Annotated in this window: 15 protein-coding genes; 8 read left to right on the top strand and 7 right to left on the bottom strand. The window is 41.3% G+C overall.

Annotated features, from left to right (window positions below; genetic code table 11):
* Window positions 1–98: 98 nt before the first annotated feature.
* The gene (locus HWQ40_RS15855; RefSeq protein WP_292779390.1) at window positions 99–1,043 is read left to right on the top strand and encodes a tetratricopeptide repeat protein; all 945 of its coding nucleotides are present in this window, start codon (window positions 99–101) and stop codon (window positions 1,041–1,043) included.
* A 39-nt stretch (window positions 1,044–1,082) separates the two neighbouring features.
* On the opposite strand, the gene HWQ40_RS15850 is transcribed toward HWQ40_RS15855, so the two are convergent.
* Together HWQ40_RS15850 and HWQ40_RS15845 are read right to left on the bottom strand one after the other, a co-directional pair.
* The gene (locus tag HWQ40_RS15850) at window positions 1,083–1,658 is read right to left on the bottom strand and encodes a DUF411 domain-containing protein (RefSeq protein WP_292779388.1); all 576 of its coding nucleotides are present in this window, start codon (window positions 1,656–1,658) and stop codon (window positions 1,083–1,085) included.
* A gap of 544 nt (window positions 1,659–2,202) precedes the next feature.
* Entirely contained in the window at window positions 2,203–2,406 is a 204-nt protein-coding gene (locus HWQ40_RS15845) for a ChaB family protein (protein ID WP_292779386.1), read from the bottom strand.
* 17 nt (window positions 2,407–2,423) lie between these two features.
* Here HWQ40_RS15845 and HWQ40_RS15840 point away from each other — a divergent pair, with 17 nt between their 5' ends.
* On the top strand, window positions 2,424–2,642 hold the full coding sequence (locus HWQ40_RS15840) for a hypothetical protein (protein ID WP_292779384.1): 219 nt from the start codon (window positions 2,424–2,426) through the stop codon (window positions 2,640–2,642).
* 30 nt (window positions 2,643–2,672) lie between these two features.
* Here the strand turns inward: HWQ40_RS15840 and HWQ40_RS15835 are convergent, their stop codons facing one another.
* On the bottom strand, window positions 2,673–3,134 hold the full coding sequence (locus HWQ40_RS15835) for a pyridoxamine 5'-phosphate oxidase family protein (protein WP_292779381.1): 462 nt from the start codon (window positions 3,132–3,134) through the stop codon (window positions 2,673–2,675).
* Window positions 3,135–3,960: 826 nt separating this feature from the next.
* Here HWQ40_RS15835 and HWQ40_RS15830 point away from each other — a divergent pair.
* The 6 genes from HWQ40_RS15830 to HWQ40_RS15805 all read left to right on the top strand — a co-directional run bounded on the left by HWQ40_RS15830 (window position 3,961) and on the right by HWQ40_RS15805 (window position 8,705).
* Entirely contained in the window at window positions 3,961–4,176 is a 216-nt protein-coding gene (locus HWQ40_RS15830) for a bromodomain-containing protein (RefSeq protein ID WP_292779378.1), read from the top strand.
* A 60-nt stretch (window positions 4,177–4,236) separates the two neighbouring features.
* The gene (locus HWQ40_RS15825) at window positions 4,237–4,788 is read left to right on the top strand and encodes an alpha/beta hydrolase (RefSeq protein ID WP_292779375.1); all 552 of its coding nucleotides are present in this window, start codon (window positions 4,237–4,239) and stop codon (window positions 4,786–4,788) included.
* A 184-nt stretch (window positions 4,789–4,972) separates the two neighbouring features.
* A complete protein-coding gene (locus HWQ40_RS15820) occupies window positions 4,973–5,545 on the top strand; it encodes an HdeD family acid-resistance protein (RefSeq protein ID WP_292779372.1) in 573 nt (190 codons plus the stop codon).
* Between the two features lie 56 nt (window positions 5,546–5,601).
* Window positions 5,602–5,736 carry a hypothetical protein gene (locus HWQ40_RS15815; RefSeq protein WP_292779370.1) on the top strand — a complete coding sequence of 45 codons (135 nt, stop codon included), beginning with the start codon at window positions 5,602–5,604 and terminating at the stop codon, window positions 5,734–5,736.
* Between the two features lie 12 nt (window positions 5,737–5,748).
* Window positions 5,749–7,845 carry a family 10 glycosylhydrolase gene (locus HWQ40_RS15810; RefSeq protein ID WP_292779367.1) on the top strand — a complete coding sequence of 699 codons (2,097 nt, stop codon included), beginning with the start codon at window positions 5,749–5,751 and terminating at the stop codon, window positions 7,843–7,845.
* Between the two features lie 422 nt (window positions 7,846–8,267).
* Complete coding sequence (locus HWQ40_RS15805; protein WP_292779365.1) at window positions 8,268–8,705, top strand: NUDIX hydrolase; 438 nt, start codon at window positions 8,268–8,270, stop codon at window positions 8,703–8,705.
* Between the two features lie 99 nt (window positions 8,706–8,804).
* Here the strand turns inward: HWQ40_RS15805 and HWQ40_RS15800 are convergent, their stop codons facing one another.
* From HWQ40_RS15800 to HWQ40_RS15785, 4 genes are all read right to left on the bottom strand, one after another.
* A complete protein-coding gene (locus HWQ40_RS15800; RefSeq protein WP_292779363.1) occupies window positions 8,805–9,596 on the bottom strand; it encodes a GH25 family lysozyme in 792 nt (263 codons plus the stop codon).
* 98 nt (window positions 9,597–9,694) lie between these two features.
* Window positions 9,695–10,339, bottom strand: coding sequence for a DUF4232 domain-containing protein (locus HWQ40_RS15795; protein WP_292779360.1), 645 nt, complete (start codon window positions 10,337–10,339; stop codon window positions 9,695–9,697).
* Between the two features lie 86 nt (window positions 10,340–10,425).
* Window positions 10,426–11,364, bottom strand: coding sequence for a prolyl aminopeptidase (pip, locus tag HWQ40_RS15790; RefSeq protein WP_292779477.1), 939 nt, complete (start codon window positions 11,362–11,364; stop codon window positions 10,426–10,428).
* Between the two features lie 265 nt (window positions 11,365–11,629).
* Window positions 11,630–15,949, bottom strand: coding sequence for a filamentous hemagglutinin N-terminal domain-containing protein (locus HWQ40_RS15785; protein WP_292779357.1), 4,320 nt, complete (start codon window positions 15,947–15,949; stop codon window positions 11,630–11,632).

Below are 15,949 nucleotides of genomic sequence, written 5' to 3'. Positions count from 1 at the left end.
ATAATTTCTATATTTTGACAGAAGTTGCACTTATCCTGTGCTAAAGCCACAGAAAATTGTATAATCGACAGCTTATCGATCAAAAATTTCTATAGAGAATGACAGAAGTAATAAGATCCGAGGGCCTAAATAATATTGAGTCCATTGAGTTTGAAGAGCGGTGCTTAGAAAAAGCCAGAGAAACAGGCGATCGCAATCGGGAAGTCATTTCTTTGGCAAGTTTGGGCAATGCTTACCAGTCACTAGGCGAGTACCATCTAGCAATTGAGTTTTATCAGCAGTGGTTAGATATAGCTAGAGAAATAGGCGATCGCTTAGAAGAAGCCAAATCTTTATCTGGGTTAGGTAACGCTTACCAATCACTGGGAAAATACCAGCGAGCGATTGAATTTTATCACCAATGGTTGAGTATTACCAGGAAAATAGGCGATCGCACTGGAGAAGGCATTTGCTTGGGAAGTTTGGGTAATACTTATGAATACCTGGGTAAGTATGAGCAAGCGATAGAGCTTTACCAACAATGGTTGAGTATAACAAAGAAAACAGGCGATTGGACTGGGGAATGCATAAGCCTGGGAAGTTTGGGCAATACTTATGAATCATTGGGATCTTACCAACTAGCAATTGAGTTTTACCAACAATGGTTAGGGCTGGCAAAATTCATTAGCGATCGCAACGCTGAAGGCATGGCCTTGAGTGGATTGGGCGGTGCTTATAAAGCTTTGGGACAGTACCAAAGGGCGTTGGAATTTTATCAGCATTCATTAGAGATCAGAAGGGATCTTAATGACCGAAATGGGGAAGCAAACACCTGGTTTAATTTGGGTTTGGTGTTAGAAAAAATCAATCGAGAATCAGAAGCGATGGATGCCTTTTGCAATGCTCGTGAAATTTATTATGCAATGGGACTCGATGCCAGCCTACAAGATTGTAACCATGCCATTGAGCTTCTTTCTCAAAATGTTGCAAGCGCAGCATCTGCCTTCTGGTTTAGGAAATGGTTAAGTCATTTGTCGCAGTCGATCAAAACTGGTTCTAAATAAGAGTGCTGAGTTCCGAGTTAAAAGACCCTTTTAATTCACTCAGGACTTACCACGATACTTATTGAATAGTGCAACTGAGTTATTGTGATCAAAGGAAAACACAGAAAACGGGTCTTTTCGATTCCCCATCTCCATCCCAGGAGTGCCTACAGGCATTTGAGGAACAGATAAACCAACAACATTTGGCTTTTCTTGAAGTAGACGTTTGATGTCGTCAGCTGGGACGTGTCCTTCGATAATATATCCATTAACAATTGCTGTATGGCAAGATGACAAGTTATCCGGCACGTTGTACTTTTGTTTGACTGTTTCGATGTCAGGCGTAGAAAAATCTGTGATTTTAAAACCCTGTGCCTTTAAGTGCTCAATCCACCCGCCACAACAGTTACAATCGGGACTGTGATATACAGTGGCATTTAGCACTGTTGATTTTGATGGTGTCTGTTGCTCTTGGATGTGCCTACTGGTAAAAACAGCCTGAGCATGACTCATAGGAGCAGTGCTTCCTAAGATGCTCAACACCCCTAATGTTAGAACCACTATTTGCACAGTGGCAGGCATTAAGATGGGAAGTAACCATTTTTGCCAGCAATAAATCAATTGTTTGTGCAACATCTGATACTTCCTAAATACAACATTGCTTCCAAAACACTCTGCGCTTACTTTGCACCTCTGTGCGTTTAAAAACACTACAATTTTACATAAAAGAGATATGAGTAAAATTAAATATGTATTATCCATAACCTTTGGAGAAACATACAGCGTATTTCAGGTAAATGAAGTACACGGGTAGGAGCACAACATGTTGTGCCCCTACGATTATCTGTACCTCACCTTGGCGTAGCCTCTCGTAGAGAAGTTGCAATCTGCTGTAGCAGTGCTACGTCTCTACATTTTTGCTCATATCTCTAAAACTGTACTATATCCTATATAGCAAAAGCGATTCCTTATTAGTCATCATAACTACAAGGTTTTTTCAAATAAAAAATACCTTAAAAAGGATACACATCTATGTTGCAGCCTTTTTTCATGAAAACAAATGGAGCGATCGCTTTTTTTACGGCGAGCGCCCCATGATTCATATTTTGATTCAGGAATGCCTGCCATTTAGATTTGTTTCCCTATCTCTTTCCCAATCTAAAATCCAAAATGATATGACCTATTCTGGCTTTTTGTGCCAATGCCCATCATTGCCTTTTTCGTAATCGCGCTTTACCGCACTCCAAGCAACACGAAAGGCATGTTCTTCTCCCCCATATTCTTCTTGAGCACTGTTAAATGCAGCCCGAAAAATTTCTTGGGCGTGCTTAGGTAAATGCTCTTTGACTGAATCAGGTAAGTCTGCAATCTGTTTGTAAGGCATAAATTTCGTTTCCTTGATTGACGCCAGTAAGACACAGCGATCGCACAACGCCTACATTGGTTGAAAGCCAAGGGCGATGCCTGCGGTTTTTGCTAGCCTACACTAAATTTTGCCGCAGTACTTCCAGAGAATCAATACCGCTGATAGCTGTCGCGATCGGTAAACTGCATGGCATAGCAAATGGCTTCTTGGGTGCTAATTTTGTCCAACAATTACACGTCTTAAAATATTCGTAATTGAATTGTTAACTACAAATTACGAATTACTTAAAGGCGTGATGCATTCAAAAGACTAATTGTTTGTGGCTTGAAACTCGATACACTATCCCAATAATTAACTTGGTTAATATTCACCTTCAGCAAAGCAATATCTGGTTCGTCTAGTCCTTTAGGAAACCAGGTTTGAAGTTCTGGCTTCCATAGCTCTCGCATTTTGTTGCGCTCTTTCACAAGTTGTGCTGTACCTGAGATAGAAACGTATCGCTGCTGTTCGGGTGAAGAGAAACTAATATTGACCTGCTCATGGTGTTCAATTTCAGTCACCTTATGGGAACCAGCATAAGTAAAGAACCAGAGTATGCTATCAGAGTTAATCTCACCACTCTTTGACATGGGATAACTATGCAAAGTGCCTTCATCATCGACTGTGGTAAACATACCATAATCAATATCTTTGATTAGTTCACGCAGTTTTTGAATCTGTTGATCGCGGTCTGTAGAAGTTGTCATTGTTTGTACTTTTTTCTCTATTTGTTCTATTGGTTGTAATTTTTGATTACAACCAGATTTAATACTGATAAAGTTATTTTTCAGTATTAACCTTTTTAGTTTCAATTGCGTGAGCCTAAAGGTGTAATTATAATAAAATTAGCTTTTTTAGTTATATCTATAGAGATATTGTTTAAGATCCACTGGTTTGTTTTTACATACAGCATAATTCAGAATTCCGAATGGGCTACGCCCTGCTGCGCTAACAGGAGTAAAACATGCTTTCTACTTGGTTAACAGACTTAGCTTGTGTTGAATTCTGTTGTAGTTTGCAGGGATAGTAAACTTAATTCCGCATTATTTCTTTAGATATAAACTTTATCAGTTTCGTACCCAGCTAAATTTAAACTGTTCTATAACTTTAGGCTGATGAATCTATTTTAGAATTGCGAGCGGTTTTTTCAAGGCATAGCCCATCACCAAAGACTAGTGGTGCGATCGCACTTTAAAAATAAAAATAATTCCGCTTCTTTCACTACTGCATAATTTCAATGACTTTATTAATTTTTCAGATTTAATTTGACCTGCTTGGTATAATATAATGTGTTTAAACAAATTCTGCGACTGTGAAATTTTAGATGTCACAGCAATAGCGATCGCCACTAATGATTTGTTATTTGCGTATCAAGGTATTAAAATTTGCTCACTGAAGTATTCTTACTTTAATATGTTAAATTTATACCTTCTGAATGAACCTCCTCAACCCATAGCAGGAGTATCATTTTCCATTCAGCATCTACTATAAGCAACTAGGAAATCAAATTGCAGTATATCTGCCTTTCAAATTATGGACTGGAAGTACAGGTGGAAAAATGGTTATCGACCAAGCCGAGATGAAGCAGCAAAAAATCCTCATTTATTAGATGAGAGTCAGTTCGAGAACGAACAAGACCGAAAGCTTGCTGAAGAAACTGCAAGGAAGCATTTGGGCGTACCGGCACCAACCTTAGACGAAGATCAATCTATACTACCTCATGCAGCTTCGCCTAATGGCAAGGTTTAATCCTAAGACATAGGCATTTTTTGTCTATGTCTGCTCCATACCATTATCAAGTTTAACAAAATGCAGATTTCGCAACTTTTCAATCGATTAAACAATAAAAAATTTACCAAGTTACTCACTCAGACAGTAGCTTTAGGTGTAGGCGCTATTGTTCTATTCTCAACTACTAATGCTAATGCTGCCGAGCAAGTTGTTTTAAAGTATGGTACTTTTCAGGGGCAAATATCTGTTGAAGAATTAAGTCAGTTTACAGAAACTGGTAAGACTACTCCAACATTAACAGCTTATTTACAAGCGGCCCAACAAGACCCCGCAGTAGCTCGTAAGGCACTGAAAGCCCCAATAAAAGCTGATGCTGCCTTTTTAAATAGCTTACTAGCTAGTTGGGCAGGGCCAATTTTAGTTAACCAAATTGGTGAGGTAGTTCACCCTCCAGCAGGACAATTAGATCAACAGGCACTGCGAAGCGCTTTAAGTGCATCTATTAAACAAAATGGTGAAGTTACACTACTTGGAGCCATTCAGAATTATCCAAATACTTCTGTTGAACTTGAAGGAGATCGTCTCATCTCTGTTTATGAACGGCTAAGCAATCTTGCAGAACTCTTATAAGGGTCACTTAGAGACAATGCATTTGTCATCAGATGATTAATTTAGTATCTCAATAGTCGTGAATTTTAGTGACGATCGCGATGAAGTTAACACTGATGAGTCTATCTTAGGGTTCATACTCTGTTACTTAGAAATTCTCTAACCTAAATGTAGAGTTTAGTCTAAGAATAGGAAAAGGATTTTTATGACAACCGATGTTTCTACAGATATTAAGAAGGATGTTAATGGGTCGCTGATAAGTGGTGTTCTCCTGAGTATTTTAGGGGTTATTGCGATCGCAGCGCCTAATCTCTCGACCATATTCACTGAAACTTGGATTGCAGTGATTTTAATTTTCGCAGGATTTACAAAACTAGTTTATGCCACTCAAACCCGCCACCAAGGAGGTTTTATTTGGAAACTTCTATTGAGTGGACTCTATATTGCAACCGGTATCATGCTGTTTGTTTATCCTTTTACAGGTGTGCTCACACTAACTCTGTTGCTTGGCAGCTTTTTACTGGCTGAAGGTACATTCGAGTTAATTCTGGCATTCCGGTTACGTCCACAACAGAACTGGACGTGGATACTAGGTGATGGGATTATTACGCTGGTCTTAGGTGCAATGATTTGGTTCCAGTGGCCCTTCAATGCACCCTGGCTTCTGGGTACACTAATTGGTGTCAGCATTATTTTCACTGGCATTTCACGCGTGATGCTGGCGTTGAATGCGCGTTCTACCTCGAATCCTCCTGACCAAACTGCAAACGCTACTTAGTAGATAGGAGTGGGGAGTAGGGGAGCAGGGGAGCAGAGGATAATAATCAATGCCCAATGCCCAATGCCCCATTCCCAAACTTAAGTAGTCAAAGTTTACAAGATATTGCAGCAGCGATGCCTACGGCTGGCTATGCCTACACCAACAAAATTGCTAAATTAACTAAGGAAATCAAAATCAACGCCAGCTAGCTGCAATTAACAATGGTATCTATTGCTACTCCATTCTCGGATATTCAAAACCATTGGGCACGCTCATTTATTACAGCCTTAGCCCAACGCAGTATTGTCAATGGGTTGCCTAATGGCACTTATCGCCCCGATAATTCACTTACCCGTGCTGAATTTGCTGCTATTATCGCCAACGCATTTGGGACAGTTTCCAAGAAGCGGCAGTATGTTCCCTTTGTTGATGTACCCACAAATTATTGGGCAGCAGCCGCCATTAAAACAGCTTACGAAAAAGCATTTATTAGCGGGTTTCCTGATAAAACTTTCCGTTCTGCTAACCGAATTACTAGAATAGAAGTCTTGGTTTCCTTGGTAGGAGGCTTAGAAATTGCCACCAAGGTAAAACCTGACCTTCTCTCAAAACTCTCACAAATTTATCAGGATTCTGTTCAGATTCCTGAGTATGGTAGAAATCACGTAGCTATTGCCACCAGCGCTGGCTTGGTGGTTAGTTTCCCAAATATTAAATTACTCAATCCTAATCTTGCAGCTACTCGTGCAGATGTAGCAGTGATTATTTATCAAGCTTTGGTGTATTTAGGTCAGGCAGAAAAAATTGCCTCTAGTTACCTAGTGCAGCCGCCAATATTAACGCCTACGCCGATACCAACGCCGACGCCGACGCCGACACCAATACCCACACCCACACCAACTCCAACTCCGACACCCACACCTGTCGGTAGCGTTAGGGTAAATCATAGTCGGGAGTTCCGGGGAGCATGGGTAGTATCTGTGTGGAATGGTGATTGGCCTTCCAAACCGGGACTTTCTGTTGCTCAACAAAAAGTTGAACTTACAGAGATTATTACTAAATTACAAGCGCTAAACTTCAATGCTCTGATTTTCCAGGTGCGACCAGAGGGAGACGCTTTGTATGAATCTAGATTAGAGCCTTGGAGTGCTTGGATTACAGGAACTCAAGGGAAAGCACCAGAACCATTTTACGATCCTTTAGCGTTTGCGATCGCAGAATGTCATAAGCACAATATTGAACTCCATGCTTGGTTTAACCCTTACCGTGCTAGCACTTCCACCGACCCAGCTAAAACAGTCCGTCCCCACATAGCAGCTACCAATCCAGAAAGCGTTTATTTGTGGAAAACACAACGCTGGATGGACCCAGGACTAAAAATAGTTCAGGACAGGGCGTATAACGTAATTCTCGATGTAGTAAAGCGCTACGACGTTGATGGGATTCACTTAGATGATTATTTCTATCCATATCCCATTGAAGGACAACCTTTCCCCGATGATAAAACCTACGCTGTATATAAAGCAGCTGGTGGTACACTCAGCCTTGGCGACTGGCGACGGGACAATGTTAACAAAATGGTACAGCGCCTTTGGCAGGGAATTAAAACAACCAAACCCGACGTTAAATTTGGTATAAGTCCTTTTGGGATTTATCGCCCCGGACAACCCGCGGGTATTACTGGGTTGGATGCTTTCAACGTGCTGTATGCTGACTCAAAAAAATGGTTAGAAGAAGGCTGGATTGATTATATAGCTCCTCAACTTTACTGGCGCACAGACCAACCACAACAAAGTTATCCAGCGTTGCTAAAGTGGTGGACACAAGTAAACACAAAGCAAAGACACGTTTACGCTGGCAACAATCTGACAGAACCAAGCAACAAGAGTCGGGAGAGTGATGAGATTGAAAAGCAGGTGAAAATTAGTCGTAGCCAAGCTGGACAGTTGTCACTGGGGAATATTTTCTTTAATCTCAGTGTTTTGACAGAAAATAGTCAGGGCATTGCTGAGAAATTTCAAAGTCTGCTTTATAACAAACCTGCGCTACCGCCAACTTTGCCTTGGCAGGATACAACACCACCATCTCCACCCATTGGACTACAAGTCAATAACCGCAAACTGAGTTGGCAGCCTGGAGATAATCAGCCAGTTCGTTCTTGGACACTTTATCGGCTGAGTGGCGATACTTGGACAATTCAACGAATTTTGTCTGCTGGCACAACTTTCGCTACCGTCCAACAAGCGGGAAGCTATGCCGTGTGTGCAGTGGATAGATTAGCCAACGAGAGTGTGGGAACAGTTATTACAGTTAGTTGAACAAAAGTGCTGCCTAGATTCCCGATAACTTTATATGCATACAACTCACGAATAGGCGTCTGACTTTTCCAGATAAAACCAGTCTGACAATATATAGTGTAATATCATGTCCGGTTAAAGACTTATCATTAAGACCGCTCCAGGGGCAGAGGTGGAGAGGGGATGGGTTTTTGGGCTTTCTGCATAGAAAAAGGGAATTATAACTAATTAGCCGGACATGATATAACTGCGGCATTAAAACCATCATCACCCGCTCAAACAATGATGCTGGAAAATTTTTGAATAATTAACTCTTATAAGCAAAAAGCAATTTTTTAACCTTTTCATAACTTAAGATTAACCAAAATTTATCCGGTATCAGCTCTAGAATTTCTGAAGTAAACATTGTACAAAAAAGCTAGGACGTACAGGATGTAAATTACATGAGTCGAAAAGCCAGCAAAGTGTTTAAACAGTCTGGGGTGATTCCTTACAGAGTGAACAATGGTAAAGTTGAAATCTTGCTAATTACAACCCGTGACTTTCAACACTGGGTGATTCCGAAAGGAGATATTCCTAATGGCATGAGTCCGCCTGATTCAGCAGCAAAAGAGGCGTGGGAAGAAGCAGGGATAATTGGGCAAGTAGATGCAAATGAACTGGGAATTTACAAGTACCGCAAACAAGGCAAAATTTACTGCGTCAAAATGTATTTACTATCAGTCGATATGCTGAGTGAAGATTATCCAGAAGCAAGTAAAAGAAAACGGCAGTGGGTAGAAGTAAATAAAGCTATCAGGCGGGTTAAGTTTAATTCACTCAAACGAATCCTTAAAGGTTTTTTCCAGGTCGAATCTCAATTTTGTTCATTACGATGTTAAGTAGCAACCACAATAAATCAAACTATATTATACAATATAAAATTAATTAAAGGTTTGGAGTCGTTGACCACAAACCTTTGTTTATTCACACCTACTTACTTAAATCCATAGTAAAGCTATCCAAGTTTTTATACCGACAATTCCATCAGCTTGCAATTTTTTAGATGTTTGGAAACTAACAATTGCATTTTTAACTGACTCAGAAAAACGCCCATCAATGGCATCAGTATATAATCCAATATCTTTTAATTGCTGTTGTAATTGTTTTACTTTTAGCCCAGAATCTCCTAGCTGCAATCCATTAAATCTATTCAAATCGGCTCGACCACTAACACCAGTTACACCAGATATATCACCTTCATATTGATGGATTAAGTATTGTCCCTGCCAAGCATCAGGAATAGTTGGGTTCTTGGTTCCGTAGTGGGCAATCCATAAAGGATAACTAGCAAAATCAGATGGATTACCAAGTTCTGTCCAGAAATTGGGGAAGGTATAAATAATTGGTTTAATTGGTTTTTTTGTTTGTTGTAAAAGGGCTTTTTCCACCTCTGCCAACCACTGTTTGGCTGCATTAATTACAGCTTGGCTATTTACTTTGTCAGTTACCTCTACATCTAGGACTGGTGGTAGGTCTCCTGGTTCTAATTTGCCCAAAGTTTTTAAGAATTCGTTTGCTTGCTGAACCGGGTCAGATGTATGGGGGTGAAAGAAATGATAAGCACCCCGAATAAGACCAACAGCTTTCATGGTTTGCCAGTGATGAGCAAAAGCAGAATCTTTGATGCTTACTCCTTCTGTGGCTTTGACAAACGCAAAAGTTTTACCAGAGTTTTTTACTGCCGTCCAATCTACTCTGCCATCTTGATCGGCAACATCAATTCCTTCCATAAAATTTTTTAACCTTTTTGATTAGTACAATCCTGAACTTATCAGAGGCTTTGATTAAATTTATGCTTTTTCTGGGTCTTTGAGTAAATTACAGAAATTTACTTGGGTTGAGTGCTAACGGCTCGTACTGGAGTCACTCTAACTTTGCCTGTACAAGGCTTGATTTGTTCTGTAAGGGTAAAGTGCTGGTAAGCATTAGGAGGCGTGATTTGAATTTTACTAGATATTGGGCAGTTTTGATCTGGGGAACTAATGTGGTTGTATGCTATCTGAAATGAGGCTTGTTTTCCAGGAGCTAGAGTTACTTGTTGTCGAGGTTGCTTACTCGAAAAGTAAGTATCCTGGGAGCGAATAACTTTAATCCCCTGCAAAGGTTGATCTTTTGCATCCAGTAGTGCCAATCCCGGATAACCGTAGAGGTTGCAAGGGGATGAGGCATTATTGGTGAAGGCGTAGGTAAGTGCAACATTCCCAACGCCAGCATCTTCAGAGACTCGGCGCACTGACAATTGACTAGTTTCACAGCGCGTCGGATTCGTGGCAATAGTGGCTTCAGGGGTAGAATGCTCTATAGGTTTTGCAGTCGGTGTAGGTGTTGAGTTCAATACAGCTTCTTTCGTCGGCTGCTCAGTGCTTGCTGGCAAGGCTTGCGGCTGTTTTGTAACAGAGGAAGAACCGACACAGCCAGTTGTCATCGCAGTTAGGAGCAATAACATACTGCCTTCCATAATTAGAATTTGCATATCTTTTTTTTGTAGTGAACTACTTACACTGATGGTTTACATACAGTGTAAGTTTCCAAATTTACAATCGAAAATATTCAACCGAATTAAATATTATCTGTTGCTTCAATCAAAGCACTACGAATTCCTGGTTCACTCACCGAGTGTCCGGCATCAGGAACCACAATAAATTCTGCTTCTGGCCAAGCCCGATGTAATTCCCAAGCTGAGATCATTGGGCAGACTACATCATAGCGTCCCTGAACAATTACAGCCGGAATATGGCGTATACGGTCTACATTTAAGAGTAATTGATCTTCTGTTTCCAAAAATCCCTTATTCATAAAGTAATGGCATTCAATCCGAGCAAAAGCTGAAGCAAATTCACTCTCGCCAAACTTTTGCATAAGTTCTGGATCTAAGAACAGTCTACTGGTACTACCTTCCCAAATTGACCAAGCACGCGCTGCTGTTAATTGAATTTCTAAATCTGGATTGGTCAAGCGTTTGTAATATGCTGCGATCAGATCGTCACGTTCATCTATGGGAATTGGTTTGAGATATTCTTCCCAAGCATCAGGAAAAATATAGCTAGCACCCTCTTGGTAGAACCAGCGCAACTCTTTTTGTCTCAGCATGAAGATCCCACGCAGAATTAATCCTGTGCATCGAGAGGGATGGGTTTGACTGTAGGCTAATGATAAAGTGCTACCCCAACTACCACCGAAAACCGCCCACTTTTCTATACCTAAATGTTGACGTAGTTTTTCAATATCACTGACTAAATCCCAAGTAGTATTTTCTCGTAATTCAGCATGGGGAGTACTTTGACCACAACCGCGCTGGTCAAACATTACTAATCGCCATTTTTCTGGGTGGAAATATTGCCGATAAAAAGCTGGACATCCACCACCAGGGCCCCCATGCAGCAAAACGATGGGTTGACCTTGCGGGTTTCCTGACTCTTCAAAATGGATAGTATGAAGGTCGGAAACCTGTAAACTACCTTCTAAGTAAGGCTTGATCGCTGGATAAAGTTCTCGCATTTTGCATATTTTATCAGTAATGTTGTCATGGCGATCGCTATGTCTTGGTAAAACAACTTTGCTTCTGTAAAATGTGGATTCTAATACCAATTCTGTATAAAGATGCGCCAAATTATATAAGGAACGAACCGCATTTGCGCAGCATCTCGTAAGAGTTGGGCGCATTCGCGCAGCGTCTCGTAAGAGTTGGACACAAAGGAAGAAAGAAAATTTGGCGCAGCCTCACAAAGAAATGGTATAACCGCCTTTTCATCTAAAAATTGCTTCACTGACATTCTCGACTGAGTACCAAGCGTCCATCAGCAAGTCGATAAAGCCCTTGTGGTTCAACTATGCGATTGCCTTTTTTCCAAGTCTGCGATGTTGGTTCAACATTACGCACCTCACCAGTCGAATAGTTTGAAATTAATCCATCCCCCGGACTACTACGTAAAGCACCAGAACCAGTGATGAAGAATGTACCCTTTTGTTTGGAACTGCGAACAATGCAACTATTAGCGATTAGTGCATTAGTATCGATGACGTTTGGGAATAATCCGGTGAAGCTGTTTAGAATGTAACTGGTATCTGGTGCGTTAATATTTGTTATACCTGAAACGCCTAATTCGGAACTTGCAGTAATATCGCTTTTTTTGGTTGGCTTTGGACGCGCTTCGATACCGAAGATACCTTGCGCGTTGATTTGGACTCTTCCACCTGTACCAGTATATGCATTGGCGCTGATGTCGCTATTTTCTTCGGGGCTGGCGGCGATGATTTTAGAGTTGATATTAATGTTACCGCCATTGCCACCAGCTTGTGCGTTGCCTGCGGTGGTGGAAATTTGGCTACCGTGACGCATCAGCAAAAAGTCCCTGAGATTGAGTTTAATATTACCACCATTGGCATCAGCGATCGATTCAGAAGTTATAGAGCCTCGATTATCAAGGGTAAGCCGGGATGCATTGATATTAATGTTCCCAGCAGCATCTTGAATTTCCGTGTTAGCTGATAGCTTTGCCCCGTCAGTTACAAGTAGGGAATTTGTGGTGATGTTAATATCTCCACCTTTACCTGAAGTCCCTGTCAGCCGTTCGTCTTGACTAGCGCCACTGGTAATGAAGACATCGGAACCTGCAAGAGAGATAGAGTTTGCGTTTATAAAGATATTTCCCGCATCTCCTTGTCCCTGAGTTCTGGTGTTTATTTCATGGTCGCCAGAAACAGATAAATGAGGTGTATTGATTATGATGCTACCACCTTTTCCAACTGCTTCAGGTTCCACTTGGGTATAAGCACCACCTCCAAATGGTTTTAAATCGCCCCTGAATGTGACGCTATCTCGTGCATTGATGATAATATTGCCGCCATTACCAATAGCTTCAGTATCTGCACGCAAGTTAGCACCAACATCTAGTAGCAACGAACCTGTTGTAATCCTAATATCTCCGCCATTTCCGATTCCACCTACTCCTCCTACATTGTCTTCACAAGCACAGGCCACTTCAGAAAACATATCAGACCCTTGCAGTAGGGCTACTTGGTCTTGTGCCTCGATGAGGATGTTACCTGAATTACCTCGTCCTGCTGTGCTTGCATTGATTTGAGAACTATCTAAGCGTAAAGTGCCAGTTTTTATAACTACACCACCACTATTACCCACGCCTCCAAAATCAACGCTGCTGGCAAATATAGTTCCATCTGCATCAAAATTAGTTCTACCAAGATTAAGGTCGCCTACTCCCGTTAGGGAAACAGTATCACGGGCTTCAATGAGTATTCCTCCAGAATTTCCGCGTCCAGAAACACTCGAGAAAATTCTGGCTTCATCACTGGCAAATAGCGAGCCTGTACTGATGCTTATGCCTCCACTATTACCTACTCCTCCAAAACCAACGTCACTTCTAATCCAGCTTATACCTTGTCCAGATAGAGAAACCGTGTCACGGGCAGTGATGGAAATTTTACCTGCATCACCTTCACCAAAAGTACTAGAATTTATTTCCCCACCATTTTTAATAAAAACATTTCCAGCTTGAAGGTTAATGTCACCACCATTACCCACTGCACCAGGTAGTACATTACTAGATGAACTACTGTAATTTCCATCACTATCTACCCCATCAAAAGTAACTGCATCCCTGGCTTGAATCGTGATATTTCCCGCATTTCCTCGTCCGCGAGTAAAGGAATTAATTTCAGCACCATTCGTTACCGAAAGCGAACCAGTGGTGATGTCGATATTACCAGCATTACCTTCAGCATCACGACTCTGAACGTTGTTGTAAATACCTTTTTGATCTAGAAAAATTGCGTCACGGGCTGTTATAGAAATATTACCCGAATCACCTTTACCAAAAGTACTGGAAAGTATTTCCCCACCATCTATTACAAAAATATTTCCAGCTTCAACTTTGATATCTCCACCACGTCCGATTGCACCAGTACCCAAACTCCCAAAAATTCCGCTATTTGTTCCAGATATCGTGAATGCATCACGCACATTGATATCTACAGTACCACCTTTACCTTCACCAGCAGGAATTGTATCTAAAGCTTCGCCCACACCAATCTCTAATTGTCCATTGTTAGTCAGGGATAATGAACCAGCGGTGATATTAATTTTTCCACCATTACCTACTCCACCAGCTAGTACACTACTATATGAAGCACTAAAGTTTCCATCGCTATCTTTCCCATCAAAAGTGACTGCATCCCTGGCTTGAATCGTGATATTTCCTGCATTTCCTCGTCCGCGAGTAAAGGAATTAATTTCAGCACCATTCGTTACCGAAAGCGAACCAGTAGTAATGTCGATATTTCCAGCATTCCCTTCAGCATCAGTACTCTGAACATTGTTGGCGATATATGATGCAGCATCTAGAGAAGTTGCATCACGGGCTGTAATGAAAATATTACCTGAATCACCTTTACCAAAAGTGCTAGATCTGATTAACCCACCATCTGTTACAAAAATATTTCCAGCTTCAACTTGAATATTTCCGCCACTTCCTACAGCACCAGTATCAATATCTGCAAAGATTCCGCTATTTGTTCCAGATATTGTGAATGCATCACGCACATTGATATCTACTCTGCCACCAATACCTTTACCAGCAGGAATTGTATCAAAAGCTTCGCGCACACCAACCCCTAATTGCCCATTGTTAGTCAGGGATAATGAACTAGCAGTGATATTAATCTTCCCACCATTACCCACTCCACCAGCTAGTACATTGCTAAATGAACCACTATAATTTCCATCGCTATCTTTCCCATCAAAAGTGACTGCATCCCTTGCTTTAATCATGATATTTCCTGCATTTCCTCGTCCACGGGTAAAGGAATTAATTTCAGCACCATTAGTTGCAGTAAGCGAACCTGTCGTGATGTCGATATTTCTAGCATTCCCTTCAGCATCACGACTTTGAACATTGTTGAGAATATATGATGTTTTATCCAGAGAGATGGCATCACTGGCTGTGATAGAAATATTACCCGAATCACCTTTGCCAAAAATACTAGAAACTATTTGAGCGCCATCTGTTACTTCAAGGGAGCCAGTTTTAATTGTGATATTACCTGCATTTCCTACTGCTTGAGATTGAACTGAGTTGAAAATTAGGCTATTTGCCCCTGCAAGCTTGATTTCTCCTGTAGCATCAACTGTAATATCTCCTGCTTGAGTGTTAGCAGTCCCTAAACCTGACCCTATCCCGGCAAAAAATTGACTACCTGCTAAAATCTCTAGATTTCGAGTATTTGCCGCAATACTACCGCCACTACCAGCAATAACACCAACTATTGCCTTGTTATTGAGAGATATGTCTCCCCGTTGTACCCCATCGGGAAAACTTAAACTGAAATTATCCCCATTACTTTGAATTCCAATGCTTCCCCTTTCTACCAAACCTCCTAACTCGATGCGTCCACCATTCGCGATCGCCCATCCTCCATCCATGCTGACATTACCACCAACAAGCAACAAACTATTACCATCTGGAACACGCAAACCAAATACATCAACACCCCCAGGATCTTTGCCTGCGGGTGCAACAGAATTATTTTGAATCGATGCGTTTTGATTAATTTGATTAAACAACAACGCCGAAGGATTAATCGTTAACAATGGCGGCGCTTCGGGATTCGTCGCGCTAAAAACCCCCTGATTCCTAAACTGCACCCCGTTCGCTGTTGTGCCCATAAATGATCCCTGCATATCTAACTGAGCATTTTTACCAAATAAAATGCCATTGGGATTTAGGAAAAACAAATTCGCATTACCTAATACTCCTAAGCTCCCAAAAATATTCGATGAGTTACCACCAGTAACGCGAGAAAAGATATTTGTTATCCCCTCTGGATTAGCAAAATAAACACCTCGAGCAACACCGACGTTAAAATCTTGAAAACTGTGAAAGAGGTTAGTGCCACGAGCCGCACCGCCCACGATACCGTCATTATTTTGATTAAGAGGAATGACTTGTGATCGCTCTTTTCCTAGGCTATTATCGGGAGTTAACTGAGCAAAAGTAGGATGAATAGAAACTGCGATCGCTCCCACGCATCCCAGCCATCCTGTGACAGCAAACCGCAAAATTTTCAC

This window comes from Nostoc sp. NMS9, assembly GCF_017114995.1.
Classification (GTDB): Bacteria; Cyanobacteriota; Cyanobacteriia; order Cyanobacteriales; family Nostocaceae; genus Nostoc.
Note: the sequence above shows the minus strand (reverse complement) of the source record. Positions and strands in the feature narration are given on the sequence as shown.

Coding starts and splice junctions, on each gene's coding strand:
- HWQ40_RS15855 (WP_292779390.1), top strand. CDS start 99: ATGACAGAAGTAATAAGATCCGAGGGCCTAAATAATATTGAGTCCATT.
- HWQ40_RS15850 (WP_292779388.1), bottom strand. CDS start 1,658: ATGTTGCACAAACAATTGATTTATTGCTGGCAAAAATGGTTACTTCCC.
- HWQ40_RS15845 (WP_292779386.1), bottom strand. CDS start 2,406: ATGCCTTACAAACAGATTGCAGACTTACCTGATTCAGTCAAAGAGCAT.
- HWQ40_RS15835 (WP_292779381.1), bottom strand. CDS start 3,134: ATGACAACTTCTACAGACCGCGATCAACAGATTCAAAAACTGCGTGAA.
- HWQ40_RS15830 (WP_292779378.1), top strand. CDS start 3,961: ATGGACTGGAAGTACAGGTGGAAAAATGGTTATCGACCAAGCCGAGAT.
- HWQ40_RS15825 (WP_292779375.1), top strand. CDS start 4,237: ATGCAGATTTCGCAACTTTTCAATCGATTAAACAATAAAAAATTTACC.
- HWQ40_RS15820 (WP_292779372.1), top strand. CDS start 4,973: ATGACAACCGATGTTTCTACAGATATTAAGAAGGATGTTAATGGGTCG.
- HWQ40_RS15815 (WP_292779370.1), top strand. CDS start 5,602: ATGCCCAATGCCCCATTCCCAAACTTAAGTAGTCAAAGTTTACAAGAT.
- HWQ40_RS15810 (WP_292779367.1), top strand. CDS start 5,749: ATGGTATCTATTGCTACTCCATTCTCGGATATTCAAAACCATTGGGCA.
- HWQ40_RS15805 (WP_292779365.1), top strand. CDS start 8,268: ATGAGTCGAAAAGCCAGCAAAGTGTTTAAACAGTCTGGGGTGATTCCT.
- HWQ40_RS15800 (WP_292779363.1), bottom strand. CDS start 9,596: ATGGAAGGAATTGATGTTGCCGATCAAGATGGCAGAGTAGATTGGACG.
- HWQ40_RS15795 (WP_292779360.1), bottom strand. CDS start 10,339: ATGCAAATTCTAATTATGGAAGGCAGTATGTTATTGCTCCTAACTGCG.
- pip (WP_292779477.1), bottom strand. CDS start 11,364: ATGCGAGAACTTTATCCAGCGATCAAGCCTTACTTAGAAGGTAGTTTA.